The organism is Paenibacillus silvae (assembly GCF_014639235.1).
Classification (GTDB): Bacteria; Bacillota; Bacilli; order Paenibacillales; family Paenibacillaceae; genus Paenibacillus; species Paenibacillus silvae.
This window is the reverse complement of the sequence record NZ_BMFU01000010.1, coordinates 62655-79623: the sequence shown is the minus strand read 5'-3', so window position 1 is coordinate 79623 and position 16969 is coordinate 62655. Positions and strand designations below refer to the sequence as shown.

Genomic DNA, 16969 nt, shown 5'->3' with positions numbered 1-16969 from the left:
ATGCACGATTATAGAGTTGCTTGCGGATATGAAAAATCCCCTTTCGCAACTACAACAGAGCACATGGTTCATGAACTCTTTTGTGGATGTAAAAGGGGATTTGACGTAAAAACAGAACTTGTTTACGCTAGAAAAAAATACTCATAAACGTCTGAAATACGACATACACCAGCAAGCCTGACAGCATGTACATGATCCCAGCCTTCTTTTTGCTCTGAAAAAAACGAAGTATGCCGAGGCTGAACAGGGGCGCAAGCACAATCAGGAACAGGAGTACGGTGACAAACACTGGCGCCGAGATATCTGATGTATCCACGTAGGTCACGAGTTTTCACTCCGTTTCATTATCGGATAACACAGCAGCGAGAGCGCTGCCATGATAAAAATCACATAGTCTCATTATACATCTGGATTTCTTTAACAAAAAGGGAGGAAATGGGGCGAAATCTTGTCAATTTCAACTGATTATTAACTAATTATTAAACTGATACCCGTACATTCCCTAAAAATTGGGATATAGCAGCATAAGCTGCTCCGATTCGGGTTGAGCGGCTGCCCAGAGCGGCCCATTCGACTTGCAGGCTGCGGCGGTGATAAGGCAGGGTACGTTCCTCCACCACCTGTTTAAGTGCCGATTCAATCCAGGGTTTAGCCTCCGAAAGCGGTCCTCCAATGATGATGCGTTCCGGATTAAAGCTGTTGACGATATTGGTAATGCCGATGCCGAGCTTGCGTCCAACCGTTTCGTACAAGTCCAGTACAGCCTCGTGACCCTCCTGAGCCAGTTCAATCAATTCCTTGGTAGTACGCGCAGGCAGATGCTGCTGATCCGGGTGCTCATATACTTTTTCCGAGGCATATAACTCCCAGCATCCCCGATTACCGCAAGAGCAGGGCAGACCCTCTGCTTCAATCGACATGTGTCCAGTCTCACCCGCATATCCCCAGGCTCCCTTATACAATTCACCATCTACAATGATGCCTGAACCAATCCCGATGCCTGCACTGATATAGATCAGATGGCGTACGCCAATACCTGCACCAAAGTTCAGCTCGCCCCGCGCACCCGCGTTGGCTTCATTATCAATCGTAACAGGAAGTTTGAAAAAGTCCTCCATCATCGCTCGCAAGGGAACCATCTCCCACTTCAGGTTGGGCGCAAACAGCACGGTGCCCTGTTCATCGACCATTCCGGGAACACCGATGCCAATGCCGATCACACCATGAGGGGATGGAGGAGCCTGCCCGATCAGGTAATTCGCTGCCAGCTTTAATTGTTCGAATACAGACGCTGCATCATGCTGCACCAGATCGGTGGCATATTCGGCAACGATGTGGCCCTCAAGGTCGGTAAGCACGCCTTTCAAACGGGTGACCGTCAGCTCCAGTCCGACTGCATAACCCGCAGTTCCGCGAAAAAGCAGCATCAACGGCTTGCGCCCCCCGCTGGACTCTCCGGGACCAATCTCCTGTACGAGTTCGTCACTGATCAGATCCGCAACCAGATTGGATACCGTTGCTTTGTTAAGCCCTGTCACTTCGGACAATTTGGCCCGGGAAAGGGGGGCGTGACGCCGGATCGTATCGAGTACGATCGACTTGTTTATTTTTTTGACCAGCATCTGGTCGCCAGTAATTTTCATATCGCTCAGGCACTCCTATTCTTTCTCTTTTTATAAAATTGAACTGAAGAGATTTAAACGGACACCCCGCTTCTACAGGTATTTTCTGTCCTCTCCGTTCATGTGTGGATGAAGTAGTTTAACTTATATAAGTAATGGCTCTCATGCTGATCCGCTAACAAGCTATTCGACTATTATAGCGTAAACGAACGGGGAAAAAACAATTTTATTTTAACTTTGTTTAACCAATAGACAAAGTGAAACCGATGTGTTAGGATAACGGTGTAAACGATTTCTTTATAAACTCTTTTAAAACTTTTGAGGAGGCATTTATCACATGGCCTATTTTGAATCCGTTAATAAGATTGCATTCGAAGGTAAAGATTCCAAGAATCCATTTGCTTTTAAACATTATAATCCGCAAGAAGTTGTTGCTGGCAAAACGATGGAAGAGCACTTCCGTTTCGGTATGGCTTACTGGCATACATTAACAGCAGGTGGTAGTGATCCGTTCGGTGCTGAAACTGCAGTGCGTGCATGGGATAGCTACTCCGGTCTGGATAAAGCTAAAGTTCGCGTAGAAGCGGCTTTTGAATTTATGGAAAAAATGAATCTGCCTTACTACTGTTTCCACGATGTAGACATCGCTCCGGAAGGTGCAACGCTGCGCGAATTCTACAGCAACATTGATACCATCGTTGATCTGTTGGAAGAGCATATGAAAGCAAGCGGCAAAAAGCTACTGTGGAACACAGCTAACATGTTCTCCAACCCGCGTTTTATGTTCGGTGCAGCATCGACTTGCAACGCTGATGTATACGCTCACGCAGCCGCTCAGATCAAGAAAGGTCTGGAAGTAGGTAAACGTCTCGGTGCAGAAAACTACGTATTCTGGGGCGGTCGTGAAGGTTACGACACATTGCTGAACACGGACATGCAGCTGGAGCAAGACAACATTGCTCGTATGTTCCATATGGCTGTTGACTATGCAAAAGAAATCGGCTTTGACGCTCAGTTCCTGATCGAGCCTAAACCAAAAGAGCCAACGAAGCACCAATATGACTTCGATGCAGCAACTTCCATTGCGTTCTTGCAAAAATATGATCTGCACAACCACTTCAAGCTGAACCTTGAAGCAAACCATGCAACATTGGCAGGTCATACGTTTGACCATGAAATCCGTGTAGCTCGCATCAATGGCATGCTCGGTTCCCTGGATGCCAATCAGGGCGATCTGCTGATCGGCTGGGATACAGACGAGTTCCCTGTTGATATGTATGATGCTACGCTGACGATGTATGAAGTGTTGAAAAACGGTGGTCTGGGCAAAGGTGGCGTAAACTTTGATGCGAAAGTTCGCCGTGGTTCATTCGAGCCTGAAGACCTGTTCCTGGCTCATATCGCAGGTATGGATACGTACGCGAAAGGTCTGAAAGTAGCTTCCAAGCTGATCGAAGACCGCGTATTCGATGAATTCATCGAGCAGCGTTACAGCAGCTTCAACGAAGGCATCGGTGCAGATGTCGTTGCAGGCAAAGCAACACTTGCTTCCTTGGCTGAGTACGCTCTGAACAACGAAAGCCCACGCAAAAATCAATCCGGACGTCAGGAATTGCTGAGAGCAAAACTGAACCAATACATTCTGGCTGACTAATAACAGTCATAGAGGAAGAACTTTATGCCTTGGTGTGCAGCTTGCCTCTGATTGAAATCATAGGCGAGATCTGGAATCTGGCAGGGTGTACAGCTTCCTACTCGGTGCAACTTCAAACTTGTGCCTGGACGTTGAATAAGCGTGACATTCAAACCGTCCCCGCTTTCCTCCGGGAAGGCGGGGACGGTTTGTTGTCATTGGAGCATCACCATTTCCCGCAAACGAGTACGGATGTACCGTTTGAAGGAAATGTTGGAGAAGCGGCAGGCAGAACGAAGTGGGCAGAAAGAACCCGGAGAAGCGAAGCGTTCGCATTTACAACCGGATTTCCCCCTTGAAAAGGGAAAGAAGAAATCCGGGGGTAAGGGGGATCGAAGGGTTTTCTGACCGCGGAGTGACCCAATATGCCGCCCCAAGGATTTTACAAACCAATGACAAGATGGTTTGATGTCATAGAATCCCCCCATTTCCCCAAGCGAGTACGGTTGTACCGTTTGAAGGAAATGTTGGAGAAGCGGCATGCAGAAAGAAGTGGGCAGAAAGAACCCGAAGAAGCGAAGCGTTCGCATTTACAACCGGATTTCCCCCTTGAAAGGGGAATGAAGAAATCCGGGGGTAAGGGCGATCAAAGGGTTTTCTGACCACGGAGTGACCCAATATGCCGCCCCAAGGATTTTACAAACCAATGACAAGGTAGTTTGATGTCATAGAATCCCCCCATTTCCCCAAGCGAGTACGGTTGTACCGTTTGAAGGAAATGTTGGAGAAGCGGCATGCAGAAAGAAGTGGGCAGAAAGAACCCGAAGAAGCGAAGCGTTCGCATTTACAACCGGATTTCCCCCTTGAAAGGGGAATGAAGAAATCCGGGGGTAAGGGCGATCAAAGGGTTTTCTGACCACGGAGTGACCATTTATGCCGCAACCCAAAAGGTTTCCATTCAATCCTGTATAAACGAAAGGAGTCTACTTATGAGTTACGTCATCGGCGTCGATCTCGGCACGAGTGCGGTCAAAACCGTGCTGGTCAACCGCGAAGGAAAAGTGGCATTTGAAGCATCGGAGGCATATCCGCTTTACCAGCCCAAGGCTGGATATAGTGAGCAAAATCCGGAGGATTGGGTGGAGCAGACGATTGTGTCGCTTCGAAAGCTGCTGGAGGTTTCCGGCGTGCAGCCATCCGAGATTGAAGGCCTGAGCTTCTCCGGGCAAATGCACGGGCTGGTGCTGGTGGACGCGGAAGGCAAGCCGCTGCGCAATGCAATTCTGTGGAATGACACCAGAACGACCGCGCAGTGCCGCCGGATCGAGAAAGCACTGGACAGCAAGCTGCTCAGCATTGCCCGAAATCGTGCACTGGAAGGTTTTACACTGCCTAAAATCCTGTGGGTACAGGAAAACGAACCCGAATTGCTTGAACAAGCTGCTTTATTCCTGCTGCCAAAAGACTACGTTCGTTATCGCTTGACCGGTGATTACGCTATGGATTATTCCGATGCAGCAGGTACTCTGCTGTTAGACGTGACAGGCAAGCAGTGGAGCAAGGACATCGCGGCCGCATTTAATCTGCCGATGTCGCTATGCCCGCGCTTGGTGGAATCCTTCGAGCAAGTTGGCACGCTGCTGCCTGACATTGCGGAGCAAACAGGCTTGGCGCAAGCGACAAAAGTATTTGCCGGTGGCGCAGATAATGCCTGCGGAGCAATTGGCGCAGGTATTCTGAGTGAAGGACAAACGATGTGCAGCATCGGTACGTCCGGGGTAGTTCTCTCGTATGAAGAACGGAAAGACCTGGATTTCGAAGGAAAAGTGCACTTTTTTAATCACGGGGAGAAAGATGCCTTCTATATTATGGGCGTGACGCTGGCGGCAGGATACAGTCTATCCTGGTTCAAGGACACCTTTGCAGCGGATAAATCCTTCGATGTGCTGCTGCAAGGCATTGATGAGATTCCGGCAGGAAGCAGCGGTCTGCTGTTTACGCCATATATTGTTGGGGAACGGACACCTCACCCGGACGCAAATATTCGTGGCAGCTTTATCGGCATGGATGCCGGACATCGTCTGGAGCATTTCGGGCGTGCGGTGATGGAAGGCATTACCTTCTCGCTGCGCGAGTCGATTGATATTTTGCGTGGCGCCGGCAAGACGGTGAACGAGGTCATTTCCATCGGCGGCGGTGCCAAAAACGAGGCTTGGCTGCAGATGCAGGCCGACATTTTCAATGCAACGATTGTGAAGCTGGAGAGCGAGCAGGGCCCGGCAATGGGGGCTGCGATGCTGGCTGCTTATGGCAGTGGCTGGTTCCCGTCTTTGCAGCAGTGTGCGGAAGCCTTTATTCGTCCTGCGAAATCATATGTACCTAATCCAGAGACAGTGGCTGTATATGACGGTTTGTTCGCTCTCTACCAAGAGGTGTACGGGCAGACACGCGGCTTGAATGATCGACTGGCGGCATATCGTTAATCAGGAACGATACGGGTATCTTCTTTTTATATCATACGCAGTTGATCCGGGATAAAAGCAATAATTCAAGAAGCATTCGCTTAGGGCGGGTGCTTCTTTTTGTCGTTGGCATTTTCGTTGGCATCTTGAAGCATGATGACCTGCATATCTGCATTCCGGCTTCGCATAGATTAGGTATAGACCGTTTGGATTGTCACAGCGAAGTTAAGCGCGGGGGTGAGATTTTGGATGAACAGGAGCATTCTGCGAGAAACAGGCCGCACATCACCTTGTCAATGATTGTTCGCAATGAAGAGAAGCGTTATTTGAGACAGGCACTCGAGACGCATCGGCCATGGATTGATCGGGCTGTCATTATTGACGATGGAAGCACGGACGGTACGGCTGCCATGTGCAGGGAGCTGTTAGAAGGAATTCCGCTGGTGCTGGTGGAGAATCCGACATCTCGTTTTTCCGATGAAGTGAGGTTAAGAAAGCAGCAGTGGGAAGAGACGATTGCGGTCAACCCGGAATGGATTCTTAATCTGGATGCGGACGAGATTTTAACAACGGATTTCGGCGAGCTGCGGGATGTGTTATTAAGCGGCCCGGAGGAAGCGATATATTTCCGTTTGTTCGATATGTGGAGTGAGACAGCGTACCGGGAGGATGCGTTCTGGCAGGCCCATGCGTATTATCGGCCCTTCCTTATTAAATATCGGCCCGGCATGGTTTACGAGTGGAAGGAAACACCGCAGCATTGTGGCCGTTTTCCGCTAAGCATCCAGCATCTGCCTTACGCATGCCATGTACCGCGGGTGAAGCATTACGGTTGGGCCAGGGAGGAGGATCGTGTCCGCAAATACGTCAGATACCAGACACTCGATCCGGAAGCTCGTTACGGCTGGAAAGAGCAATATGAGTCCATATTGGATGCTGAGCCGAGGCTTATTCCGTGGACGGATTAAGGTTGAAGGGAGAGAGCTAATTGAAGAAGGAACCGCAGGGAAAACCATCGTTTCAGCCAGAGGATGCGAGTATCACCCGAGATAACCGAGAGCGTATTTTGATTGCAAGTCCTGTCCGTCAGACGGCGGCTGTACTGCACGAATTTTTGAATTCATTACAGAGGCTTGAACGGGAAACGGTGCAGACGAACTATTTATTTGTGGATGATAATGAGGAAGAGGCCGCCTCCCAGATGCTGCTTGATTTTGTGCATCGACAAGAGAGTAACTGCGAGGTAATCCCTGCCCGTGAGTTATTTGATGATGAGCACGCGGACGATCAGGGTATTTACGCCAAGGACGAAGGAGGACATTACTGGAAAACAGAGCAAATCTGGCGTGTCGCACGGCTGAAAAATAACATTTTGCAGTACGCCCGAGCGCATGAATATGATGCCGTGTTCCTGATTGATTCCGATCTGGTGCTGCATCCGCGAACGTTGGAACAGCTGGCTTCCAGCGGGAAAGAAATTATATCCAACATATTCTGGACTCGCTGGCAGCCCGAAGCCAAGGAAATGCCGCAGGTATGGCTGCAGGATGAGTACGCGCTCTATCGGCGGGGTGGGCCAGCCTTCCCGGGTGCAGCGTCAGAGGACGAGGGAGAGCAGACAAGTGCTTTTCTGAACCAGCTGCGTATCCCGGGGTGTTATGAGGTAGGCGGGTTAGGTGCCTGTACGCTGATTCGACGGTCTGTAATTGAAGCGGGGGTGAATTTTGACCGTATTCCAAATGTGTCTTTTTGGGGGGAGGATCGTCATTTCTGCATTCGCGCCCAGGCTTATGGATTCAATCTGTTTGTGGATACCCATCTGCCAGCATATCACATCTATCGTTTATCAGAGTTGCCGGGGGTGGCGGCCTATAACCGCAGAGTCAGACGGGGTGAAGAGACGATTACCATTTCCTTGTGTATGATTGTGAAAAATGAAGAGAATTCCCTCCCCCGATGCCTGGACTCGGTGAATGGTATTGCCGATGAAATTGTCATTGTGGACACAGGGTCCACCGACCGTACACGTCAGATCGCATCCCGCTACACGGACTGTATTTATGATTTTGAATGGGTAGATGATTTTGCGGCGGCCCGTAATTTTGCCTTTGATCAAGCATCTTGCGAATACATACTCTGGCTGGATGCGGATGATGTATTCGAAGCAGAGGATCGGGCAAAGCTGATTGGCCTGAAGCATTCCCTTGATCCCGCGGTGGATAGTGTGACGATGGATTACAATCTTTCGTTTACCGCCGACGGCAAAGTAGCTTACAGTCTGCGGCGGAATCGGCTGGTGCGGCGTGATCGGCAGTTTCGCTGGATCGGGGCAGTGCATGAATATCTGGCTGTAGCGGGGCATCTGCTGCATAGTGATATCGCGGTTACACATAAGAAAGACAAGGAATATACCGATCGCAATCTGCGTATTTATCGCAAACGAGAGCAGGCCGGGGAAGAGTTTTCACCGCGGGATTTATATTATTTTGGCAACGAGCTGAAGGATCACGCTCAGTATGAGGATGCCATAACCTATTACGGCAAATTTCTCGCTACCGGATTAGGCTGGCTCGAGGATCAAATTGCGGCTTGCCAGAAAATAGCAGATTGTGAAGCGGCATTGAAACGCCCGGAGCAGGAAGCAAGAGCGCTGTTTCGCTCCTTCCTATATGATCTGCCTAGGGCGGAGGTTTGCTGCCGTCTGGGGGGTTATTTTGCCGACAGAGAAGAATACCGCAAAGCGGTATTCTGGTATGAACAGGCTGTTCAGGCAAGCCGCCCGGCTGATCCGATGGTCGTGCTGAACGAAGCGGCCTGGACCTGGATGCCGCATCTGCAATTATGTGTATGTTATGACCGGATGGGCAATCGCGCGAAGGCCAAGGAGCACAACGATATTGCGCTCGCTTATCATCCTACGCATCCAAGCATGCTGTATAATGATCAATATTTTAAGGATTTGCAGAAAAATATATAAATGATCTGTTGCCATTTTTAAGCCTCTTCATTGAAAGGGGTTTTTGTTTGTTCGAAAAAAGAAAATGAGCTGCTCATACCTATTCTCAATTTGCTTTGATCTTTGCTCCTGCAGGATGTGATGGATTAATGTATTTCAACCAGGAGAGAATATGCATTACAATAGTCATTAACGGAGAAGCGGTGAACACGATGACGGGTCCTCGGCTGCCGGAATTAAACGAAGCAAGGGGAAGTGAGTGGAGATGAAGCTGACCGAAATCCTATTGGAATCCAGACTTGTGGCCATCGTTCGCGGCATAAGCCGGGAAGAGGCGGTGACAGCCGGCCAGGGTATGACGAACGGAGGCATTCGCCTCATGGAAGTGACGCTGAACACGCCGAATGCACATCAGATTATTGCGGATTGGCGCGAACGTCATGAAGGACAAGCTTATATCGGTGCAGGTACAGTGCTGAACGTAAGCATGGCGAAAGAAGCCGTCGCAGCTGGCGCACAATTTCTGGTGTCTCCCAATGTCGATCTGTCAGTCATTGAATATGCTGTAGAACACGGCATAGACATTTGGCCAGGGGCGATGACACCAACAGAGATTGTTGCTGCGTATGAGGCAGGAGCACGGGCAGTTAAGCTGTTTCCGATGGCCAGTCTGGGCATTCCATATTTGCGTGAGATCAAGGCACCTCTGGATCATATTCCTCTATTGGCCACGGGTGGAGCGACCTTGGAGAATATTGCGGCGTATTACGCAGCGGGTGCAGCCGCGGTAGGCTTGGGCAGTGCGCTTTTACCTAAAGAAGCCCTGGTGTCAGGAGATATAATGCAGATTGCCGATCGAGCTCAAGCATTTGTAGAAGCAGCAAATAGATGATCGATTCAGAGTCAGAGTAGAGGAAAGTAAGGCAGTGAAGCAATACAGAAACTTTGGGTATATAAATTAAAGCTTATCAGAAGCCGGGAAGGAGAGACGCCTTGTGAAAGCGAAAACGATGATTGGCAGCATGCTGGCTGTGGCTGCTGTAACCGCGGGAGGACTATGGCAGGCGGCGGTCAAAAGCCAGACCCCCAAAAAAATTCCGATTACGATGAAGCCGCCAATGCCCTTCGAGGATATTACGTTTGAGAGTGGCGGAGGACAGGTGCAGGGCTGGTTCATTCCGGCAAAATCCGATGTTCCCGAGCCATGGCCGCTTGTCATTATTGCACATGGATGGGGCTCTAACCGTTCCCGTGTGCTGCGATACGCACGTCCGATCTGGGAAGCCGGATATGCGCTGCTCATGTATGATGTACGCAGTCATGGTGCCAGTGACCCGGTTCGTGCAGCATCAGCCTATCTGTTTCGGGACGATCTGCTGGCTGCACTGACTTACGTATCTGGCAGACCCGAGATTAACCCTGAAGCTGTCGGTGTGTTAGGACATTCGCTGGGCGGACTGGGAACAATTCTGGCACTGACAGAAGGCATTCCGGTAGCGGCTGTGATTACCGATTCAATGCCATCACAGTTTCAGGTGATCGTTAGTTCGGAGCTGAGACGGCGGCGTCTGCCCTTGTTCCCGCTGGCACAAGTCATTCCACGAATCTGGTTTTGGCGTCTGGGCGAGTCTCTGAAAACCTATCAGCAGAATGATCCGGTGATGCAGCTTAACGAACGACGAAAAGGCATGCAGCTGCCGCTGCTCATGGTACATTCCAAAGGAGATAATTTCATCCCGCCCAGTGAACTTGAATATTTTATGTCCAAAGCCGATCCGCCGGTAGAGCATCTTTGGGTCAACAGTGAGGGACACAGCTGTTCTGAGGAAGACCCGGCTTTCTGGGATACGGTTATTCCGTTCCTCAAGTCGCATGTTCGTTCCGTGCCGCATCAAACTGTGCAGAATCACATAGAAGCGATGCAGGACAGCAAAACAGATGTATCCTGATGCATCAGCGCATAAGCAATAATGAGAAAACGCCAACTTGATTGGCGTTTTTTTTGTTGTGGCAATAAACTATAACAAAAATTCACAATTGTAAATTATCCGGAAAACAGCGATTAAAAAGGAAGCTTATGGTATCATAGAGTTGAATGGCAAAATTCATGCAAAAGTATTTATCATGCATTCCGCATGGAATCGAAGGGAGAGGTAACCATTTTGAGTTGGGATTGGAACATGAATGGAAGGTTTAAAACGTTCACTGCCAAAGCCGCAGCCACTGCGATGGCGACACTGCTGTTTACGACACAGGCGCCGGGTTTGACAGGCAGCGCATCCGCTGCTCAGGCTGGAGCTGGCTCAGTGAATGAAGCCGTAACGGGGGAAAATGATCAACAGGATGCAACAAGCAATGACGTGCCGGAGGGTGCAAAGATTTCATCCAGGCAAGCCGCTGACAATATATTAAAGCTGTTTCCAATGTTAAAAAAAGCGACGATCTCGTCCGCAAAATTTGATTCGCCAAATTCGTATCCGCCGCCAGATTACAAGGCTTGGGATATCGGATTCCAGATTACACAAGGCAACCACTCCATGGGCTTCAGTGCGAGTGTACACGCAGGTACAGGGGAAGTGCTGAGTGTGCATCTGCCATCTGAATGGTTAGAGAATCAGCTGGAGGCTTCCGATGTTCGACTGACGAAGGAGGAAGCGGAGAGAACAGCTTTGGAGCTTTTGTACAAGGCTATTCCCGGACTTGGGGCAGATGAGTATGTAAATCTGAGTGCACTTTATTCACCGACGGAACAGGAAGCACTGTTTGGACACAAGCAATATCAGTTTGGCTATCAGCTCAAACATGATGGCATCTTATCGGAGGCAGAGAAGGTCTACATAAGTGTGGATGAGAGGGGACAGGCTACAGCTTATTCCCGCACAACCACCTCGGCAAAGTATCCTTCCTCCCAGCCTAAGGCATCGGAGCAGAAGGCAAGAGAGATTTTTGAGAAGGAGTTCGAAGTGGAGCTGGCATACATCTCCAAGAACCGTTTTTCTTCCAAGCCAGGTCAGCCCTATGTTCTCGGTTATTTGCCAAAGGGCAGCAGCATGGGACCGATCAATGCCAATACATTAGAGCGAATTGATTCATTGACGGGTAAAGCTGAGAAGAAGAGCAATGAAGCGCAAAATAAAAAAGTGACGGGCACGGCATCGGCTTTTACAGCAGCAAGCGGTTCACGTTTGAATGTGCAGCAGGCGGCAGAACGGGTTGCAGCCCACTTTGAAATACCGAAGGATTACAAGCTCGATCACAGCCAGTTAAGTAAAGGATATTATGGCAGCACGAGCAATCAGGTATGGAGTCTGAGCTGGAGCAATCGCAATGCGAACATCTCGTATATGTTCATGCGTGATATTTCGGCTCAGGTTGATGCAGTGACTGGTCAGATTTACAGCTATACCTTAATGCAGCGGGTCGGACCAGAGATGGGTCAGGAGAAGCCGGATCAGGAGAAGCAGCATAAGGAGCTTACTGCACAGCAGGCGGAGAAGCTGGCAATGAATACGATAATCTCCGTTGTCCCGAATGCCAAGGAGCAGTTCCAGCTGAACAGAGTTATTGAAACGGACAATGCCCGTACGTTCCTGTTCCAGCGTTATTTGAACGGCATTCAGGTTCAGGATGACACGGTACAAGTGCAGGTCATGAACGACGGAGCAATTACTGAGTTATATACTCACATCGCCGCAACGTCTGAACAACTCCCGGCGAGTACCAAACCGGGGATTAGCCAGGAGCAGGCCAAGCAGCTTTATTTGCAAAAGTACAAATTAACGCTGAATTACGCCCAATATGGCGGGTACAGCCTGGGCCGTAGCGAACCTGTACCTTTTGGTATTAACCTGGCTTATGTGCCTGCCAGCGATATGAAATCGATCTATAATCTGAACGAGATGCTGGATGCCAATACAGGGGATTGGTTCTTCATGTATGGCGGAGCAGGTTCAACACCTCAAACAGAGCCGACAGACATTGCGGGGCATGTTGCTGAATCAGCTTTGCAAAGCATGGTCAAGCACAGAGTCCTGCTGCCAGACGAGCAGGGACGTGTATTCCCGGATCGGGTGATCACCCGCGGGGATTGGTTCAATTATTTGGCGCGGGCAATTAATCCGGACATGGATATGTATTATAACAGCGACAGCAATGACAAGCTTTTTGCTGACGTAACGATAGACAGCCCATATTACAAGTCGGTAAAAATGCTGATGGATCAGCGCTGGCTTGGCGGAGCAGATGCCGAGAAAAAACTGAAGCCCGAGGAAGAGATGAATCGTGAAGAACTGGCGGAACTGCTTGTCCGCATTCTGCGTTACGAGAAGCTGGCTGGTTTCTATGCACTGCCATCCGATCTGCCTAACATTGCAGATGCCGGTGCGATCAGCAACAAGGGAGCGGTAGCGTTAAGTCTCAAGCTTGGATTGCTGCCTTCCATTGAGGGCAGATTCATGCCTGCACGTAAAGTAACGGTAGCTGAAGCGGCTCAAGTTCTTGAACGGCTTGCCAAGCTTCAGGGCAAAACAGACCACTTCATGAGTGGCAGTCGTCTCTATTAATATCAGACAGACGTTCTATGCACTGCAATCCTTCTGCCATCTTGCAGTCAATGCTCATATTTTTCGATAATAGGTCATAGGATGAAAGAAACGGGAAAATGACGGGTGCAAACCAAAGATCGAGGGACCTTCCGTAGGAGGGTCCTGTTTCTTTTGAAATTGTAAAATAAGAAATATAGAACAGGGAAAGCAAGAGGTTTTATGATACAATAAGTCATGATCATCTAGTGAAGAGGGGTGGGTTCCTTTCATGGGCAAAAAGGGTAAACGAGTGATTACCTTATTACTGGCAGGTTGTCTCATTGCGGCCTGGCTGCCGCATACAGTTGATTTGGATCAATTATATGCTGCCTCAGGTAATTCGGAACTGTCCACAGCGACGGATTTGCGTCAGACGTTGTTAAATGCGATGTCACAGCGCACAGAAGAACTGGTGTTTACCTACAAGGGCAATGTAAAGGGCCTGAAGAAACAGCTGCAAACCTCCATCGACGAAGCGATGAAGAGCGACCCCTATATTCAATATACGGTGAAAAGCTATGCGTTTAACTATAAAGGCTCGAATACTTCAGCCGAGGTCCATGTGACGCTCTCTTATCGGGAGACGAAAGCACAGACCGATTATGTGAATCGTAAAGTCGCTAATGTACTCAAAGAAATAATCAAACCCGGCATGACCAGCCATGAGAAAGTGAAGGTTATTCATGACTGGATTGTGCTGAATCTCTCTTATGATACGTCTTTGAAAAAATATACAGCATATGACGGACTTGCCACAGGCAGTACCGTATGTCAGGGATATTCCCTGCTTGCTTATCGCATGCTGGAGCGTGTAGGGATCGAGAATCGCATTGTCGAAGGAACAGCAGGCGGGCAGCTCCACGCCTGGAACCTGGTAAAGCTGGATGGCAAATGGTATCACATGGATACAACCTGGGATGATCCAACCCCTGACCGCAAAGGCGTGGTGAGCCACAATTATTATTTGTTAAGTGACAAGGAAATGGCGCGTGATCACGTCTGGACAGGCAAAAACAAGTATCCTGCGGCATCTGCGCCATACCGTGATGCACTGCTTCAACTGGTGAAGGCTGGAGGAAGCAAGCAGGAGGTATATGAGAAGCTCTATCATGCACTGGAGTATTCTTTATATGACGAGCAGGATGCTGTTAAGGAACGAAAGGTGCTGCAAAGCAAAGTGCAGGCTGTACTGGAAGAGGGCGGTACGTCGCTGACGTTCAGGTATAAAGGCACCGAGAGCAGTCTGATTAAAGATTTGCAGGATTTGTACCAATTGGGCATGAAATCGATATCTTATTTTGTCTCTAAAATGGACGGCACTACAGACCTGCGTGTCAAAATTACCTGGACCTTATAGTAGAGAGTATAGAGCCAGGTTTTTATAAAAATCTAAAAATCAGAAAACCCTACTATAACCAACAGCAAGAAATAATTGAATACAATTGTAGATACATTTTATTGATGGAATGTAAAAAAGGGTAGAGATCCAGATTACATCTGTAGACTCTATCCTTTTTGTATTAGCTACTTAAGAACGACTCGCCAACCGAATGGATCCTCGATCCGTCCGGTTTGGATACCTGTTATCGTCTCATACAAGTGTGCAGCCAGCTCACCGATCGATCCGTCACCGATCGTCAGCGTCTCGCCCTTCCAAACTAACGATCCGACCGGGGAAATGACCGCCGCCGTACCAGTGCCGAACATCTCCTTAAGATTGCCGTCTTTCTGCACCTGAACAAGTTCGTCGATCGAGAACAGGCGCTCTTCCACCTTCAATCCCCAATACCGTAGCAAATGAATGACGGAATCCCGCGTAATACCTGGCAGCAGACCACCTGTCAACGCAGGCGTTACGATCTTGTCGCCGAGGTGGAAGAACACATTCATGCTACCAACTTCCTCCACATATTTGCGATGTACCCCATCGAGCCAGAGCACCTGCGCGCATCCCTGCAACGTCGCGCCCTCCTGCGCTTTTAGACCTGCCGCATAGTTACCGGCGGTTTTCACATGACCAACCCCGCCCGCCACTGCACGAACAAACTCAGATTCTACATAGATAGAAATAGGCTTGACTCCCTCATCATAATAAGCTCCGACTGGCGACATGATGATCATGAACTTATACTGTTTCGATGGCGAGACTCCCAACATATCCTCTGTTGCGATCACAAAAGGCCTTATATAGAGTGACGTCCCGGGCTCGTGCGGAATCCAGGTTTGATCGATCAAGACTAACTGATGCAACGCTTCAAGCACCAGTTCCTCATCAATTACCGGAATACTCATTCGGTCATTTGAGCGGTTCAATCGCTTTATGTTCATTTCGGGACGGAACAGCACGAGATTACCTGCTTCGGTCCTGTACGCCTTAAGCCCTTCGAAGATCGCCTGCCCATAGTGGAATACTTTGGCCGCTGGATCCAGTGTAATCGGCTGGTACGGCTGAATTCTCGCATCATGCCATCCTTTCCCGTCATCATAGTCGAGAATGAACATATGATCCGTAAAATATTTTCCAAACCCTATGTCGCTAGCCTTCGGTCTTGGTTTAGGAGCGCTCGTGTGTTCGATATGAATTGGTTGCATCATTGTTACGTCACCCTTAATTGATGTATTTGTTAATTGTATAGTAATCATTAGCAAGATATATTGGAAATATCTATTTTGTAGAAAGAATATACCTTTAAGGTATATGACAAGGAGGCCTACGCGTCGAATGGATATTCGCCAGCTTCGATATTTTCTTGCAGTCGCTGAGGAAGGACAAGTTACCAGCGCAGCCAAGCGTTTGAATATGGAGCAGCCGCCTCTCAGCAGGCAGATGAAGCTTCTTGAGAGTGAGCTCGGCGTTACTTTGTTTGACCGCAGCGGCAAACGCCTGGCACTCACGCATGCAGGGCAGCTTCTGCGTCAACGAGCCGAGCAGCTTCTATGCCAGTTCCAGGAGACGATCGAGGAGGTGCAGGAACTGGACGAGGGCATTCATGGTACACTCTCGATCGGCTCTGTCGTTTCTTGCGTTTCTCTACTGCCACAGCGCATCGAGCGGTTCCACGAACTGTATCCACGCGTTACCTTCAAAATCAACGAAGGTGACCACTTCCTTCTCGGTGATCAACTCGAGAAACGGAACCTAGAGCTCATTGTTGCGCGTCTTCCTTTTGAGGCTGCTTCCGATCCTGATCGTTACACTGTAATACACCTGCCTCCCGATCCGATCGTCGCCCTAATACCCAGTAGTTGGCCTCAGGCTTCAGAAGATCGAAGGCTGGAGATGGGAGCGATGGCTCAGTATCCTTTTCTCAGCTTGAAAAGTGATTTGACCACCGGCATGCACGACCGTGTGCTGAAGTCGTTTCGTGAGTCTGGCCATGAACCACATATTTTGTGCGAGTGTTCCAGCGTTGCGATCATTCTCGCGTTGGTGACTGCAGGTATCGGTGCGACGATCTTGCCGAAGTCGGTACTCGCTTCGTTTCCACTGACGAGTATTGTCTTGTATGAGCTATCGAATACAGAGCTCTATTCGGAAGTGGGTTTGATATGGATCAAGGATCGTTACCTCTCCAAGAGCGCGAGGAACTTTATCAAGACTTTCGAGATATGAGGAAGGGAGGCAGGAAGAACGTACTGAGCTGTGTGTATTCCATTAAACTGCCAGGCGTAATCATATTAATTGTAAACATTTTGCCGATTGTTCGCTGTCT

The 16969-nt window shown here is 49.2% G+C and carries 13 protein-coding genes and 1 pseudogene; 11 read left to right on the top strand and 3 right to left on the bottom strand.

Going from position 1 to position 16969, the window contains the following annotated elements:
• Positions 1 to 127: 127 nt before the first annotated feature.
• A complete protein-coding gene (locus IEW26_RS24160; protein ID WP_111268377.1) occupies positions 128 to 325 on the bottom strand; it encodes a hypothetical protein in 198 nt (65 codons plus the stop codon).
• Positions 326 to 479: 154 nt separating this feature from the next.
• Complete coding sequence (locus IEW26_RS24155; protein WP_188594225.1) at positions 480 to 1643, bottom strand: ROK family transcriptional regulator; 1164 nt, start codon at positions 1641 to 1643, stop codon at positions 480 to 482.
• 316 nt (positions 1644 to 1959) lie between these two features.
• On the opposite strand from IEW26_RS24155, the gene xylA reads away from it, so the two are divergent.
• From xylA to IEW26_RS24110, 10 genes and pseudogenes are all read left to right on the top strand, one after another.
• On the top strand, positions 1960 to 3276 hold the full coding sequence (gene xylA / locus IEW26_RS24150) for a xylose isomerase (RefSeq protein ID WP_111268379.1): 1317 nt from the start codon (positions 1960 to 1962) through the stop codon (positions 3274 to 3276).
• Between the two features lie 29 nt (positions 3277 to 3305).
• Positions 3306 to 3614 carry a hypothetical protein gene (locus IEW26_RS24145; RefSeq protein WP_229730010.1) on the top strand — a complete coding sequence of 103 codons (309 nt, stop codon included), beginning with the start codon at positions 3306 to 3308 and terminating at the stop codon, positions 3612 to 3614.
• Between the two features lie 630 nt (positions 3615 to 4244).
• On the top strand, positions 4245 to 5738 hold the full coding sequence (gene xylB, locus IEW26_RS24140) for a xylulokinase (RefSeq protein ID WP_188594223.1): 1494 nt from the start codon (positions 4245 to 4247) through the stop codon (positions 5736 to 5738).
• A gap of 224 nt (positions 5739 to 5962) precedes the next feature.
• Positions 5963 to 6685 (top strand): glycosyltransferase, encoded by a 723-nt coding sequence (locus IEW26_RS24135; protein ID WP_229730009.1) that lies wholly within the window; start codon positions 5963 to 5965, stop codon positions 6683 to 6685.
• Positions 6686 to 6705: 20 nt separating this feature from the next.
• Positions 6706 to 7215 (top strand): annotated as a pseudogene (locus IEW26_RS30815) (glycosyltransferase family 2 protein); the annotation flags it as partial.
• A gap of 423 nt (positions 7216 to 7638) precedes the next feature.
• On the top strand, positions 7639 to 8694 hold the full coding sequence (locus IEW26_RS30810) for a glycosyltransferase (RefSeq protein ID WP_373288558.1): 1056 nt from the start codon (positions 7639 to 7641) through the stop codon (positions 8692 to 8694).
• 244 nt (positions 8695 to 8938) lie between these two features.
• Positions 8939 to 9565 (top strand): bifunctional 4-hydroxy-2-oxoglutarate aldolase/2-dehydro-3-deoxy-phosphogluconate aldolase, encoded by a 627-nt coding sequence (locus IEW26_RS24125; RefSeq protein WP_188594222.1) that lies wholly within the window; start codon positions 8939 to 8941, stop codon positions 9563 to 9565.
• Between the two features lie 103 nt (positions 9566 to 9668).
• Positions 9669 to 10622: an alpha/beta hydrolase gene (locus tag IEW26_RS24120; protein WP_229730007.1), complete on the top strand. Its 954-nt coding sequence runs from the start codon at positions 9669 to 9671 to the stop codon at positions 10620 to 10622.
• A 213-nt stretch (positions 10623 to 10835) separates the two neighbouring features.
• On the top strand, positions 10836 to 13235 hold the full coding sequence (locus IEW26_RS24115) for a YcdB/YcdC domain-containing protein (RefSeq protein ID WP_229730006.1): 2400 nt from the start codon (positions 10836 to 10838) through the stop codon (positions 13233 to 13235).
• Between the two features lie 250 nt (positions 13236 to 13485).
• Positions 13486 to 14613, top strand: a complete 1128-nt coding sequence (locus IEW26_RS24110) for a transglutaminase domain-containing protein (protein WP_188594220.1) — start codon at positions 13486 to 13488, stop codon at positions 14611 to 14613.
• Positions 14614 to 14780: 167 nt separating this feature from the next.
• On the opposite strand, the gene IEW26_RS24105 is transcribed toward IEW26_RS24110, so the two are convergent.
• A complete protein-coding gene (locus tag IEW26_RS24105; protein ID WP_188594219.1) occupies positions 14781 to 15851 on the bottom strand; it encodes a branched-chain amino acid aminotransferase in 1071 nt (356 codons plus the stop codon).
• A gap of 127 nt (positions 15852 to 15978) precedes the next feature.
• Between IEW26_RS24105 and IEW26_RS24100 the strand changes: the two genes are divergently transcribed.
• Positions 15979 to 16869, top strand: a complete 891-nt coding sequence (locus tag IEW26_RS24100) for a LysR family transcriptional regulator (RefSeq protein ID WP_188594263.1) — start codon at positions 15979 to 15981, stop codon at positions 16867 to 16869.
• Positions 16870 to 16969: the final 100 nt, after the last annotated feature.

Coding starts and splice junctions, on each gene's coding strand:
- IEW26_RS24155 (WP_188594225.1), bottom strand. CDS start 1,643: ATGAAAATTACTGGCGACCAGATGCTGGTCAAAAAAATAAACAAGTCG.
- xylA (WP_111268379.1), top strand. CDS start 1,960: ATGGCCTATTTTGAATCCGTTAATAAGATTGCATTCGAAGGTAAAGAT.
- xylB (WP_188594223.1), top strand. CDS start 4,245: ATGAGTTACGTCATCGGCGTCGATCTCGGCACGAGTGCGGTCAAAACC.
- IEW26_RS30810 (WP_373288558.1), top strand. CDS start 7,639: ATGATTGTGAAAAATGAAGAGAATTCCCTCCCCCGATGCCTGGACTCG.
- IEW26_RS24125 (WP_188594222.1), top strand. CDS start 8,939: ATGAAGCTGACCGAAATCCTATTGGAATCCAGACTTGTGGCCATCGTT.
- IEW26_RS24110 (WP_188594220.1), top strand. CDS start 13,486: ATGGGCAAAAAGGGTAAACGAGTGATTACCTTATTACTGGCAGGTTGT.
- IEW26_RS24105 (WP_188594219.1), bottom strand. CDS start 15,851: ATGATGCAACCAATTCATATCGAACACACGAGCGCTCCTAAACCAAGA.
- IEW26_RS24100 (WP_188594263.1), top strand. CDS start 15,979: ATGGATATTCGCCAGCTTCGATATTTTCTTGCAGTCGCTGAGGAAGGA.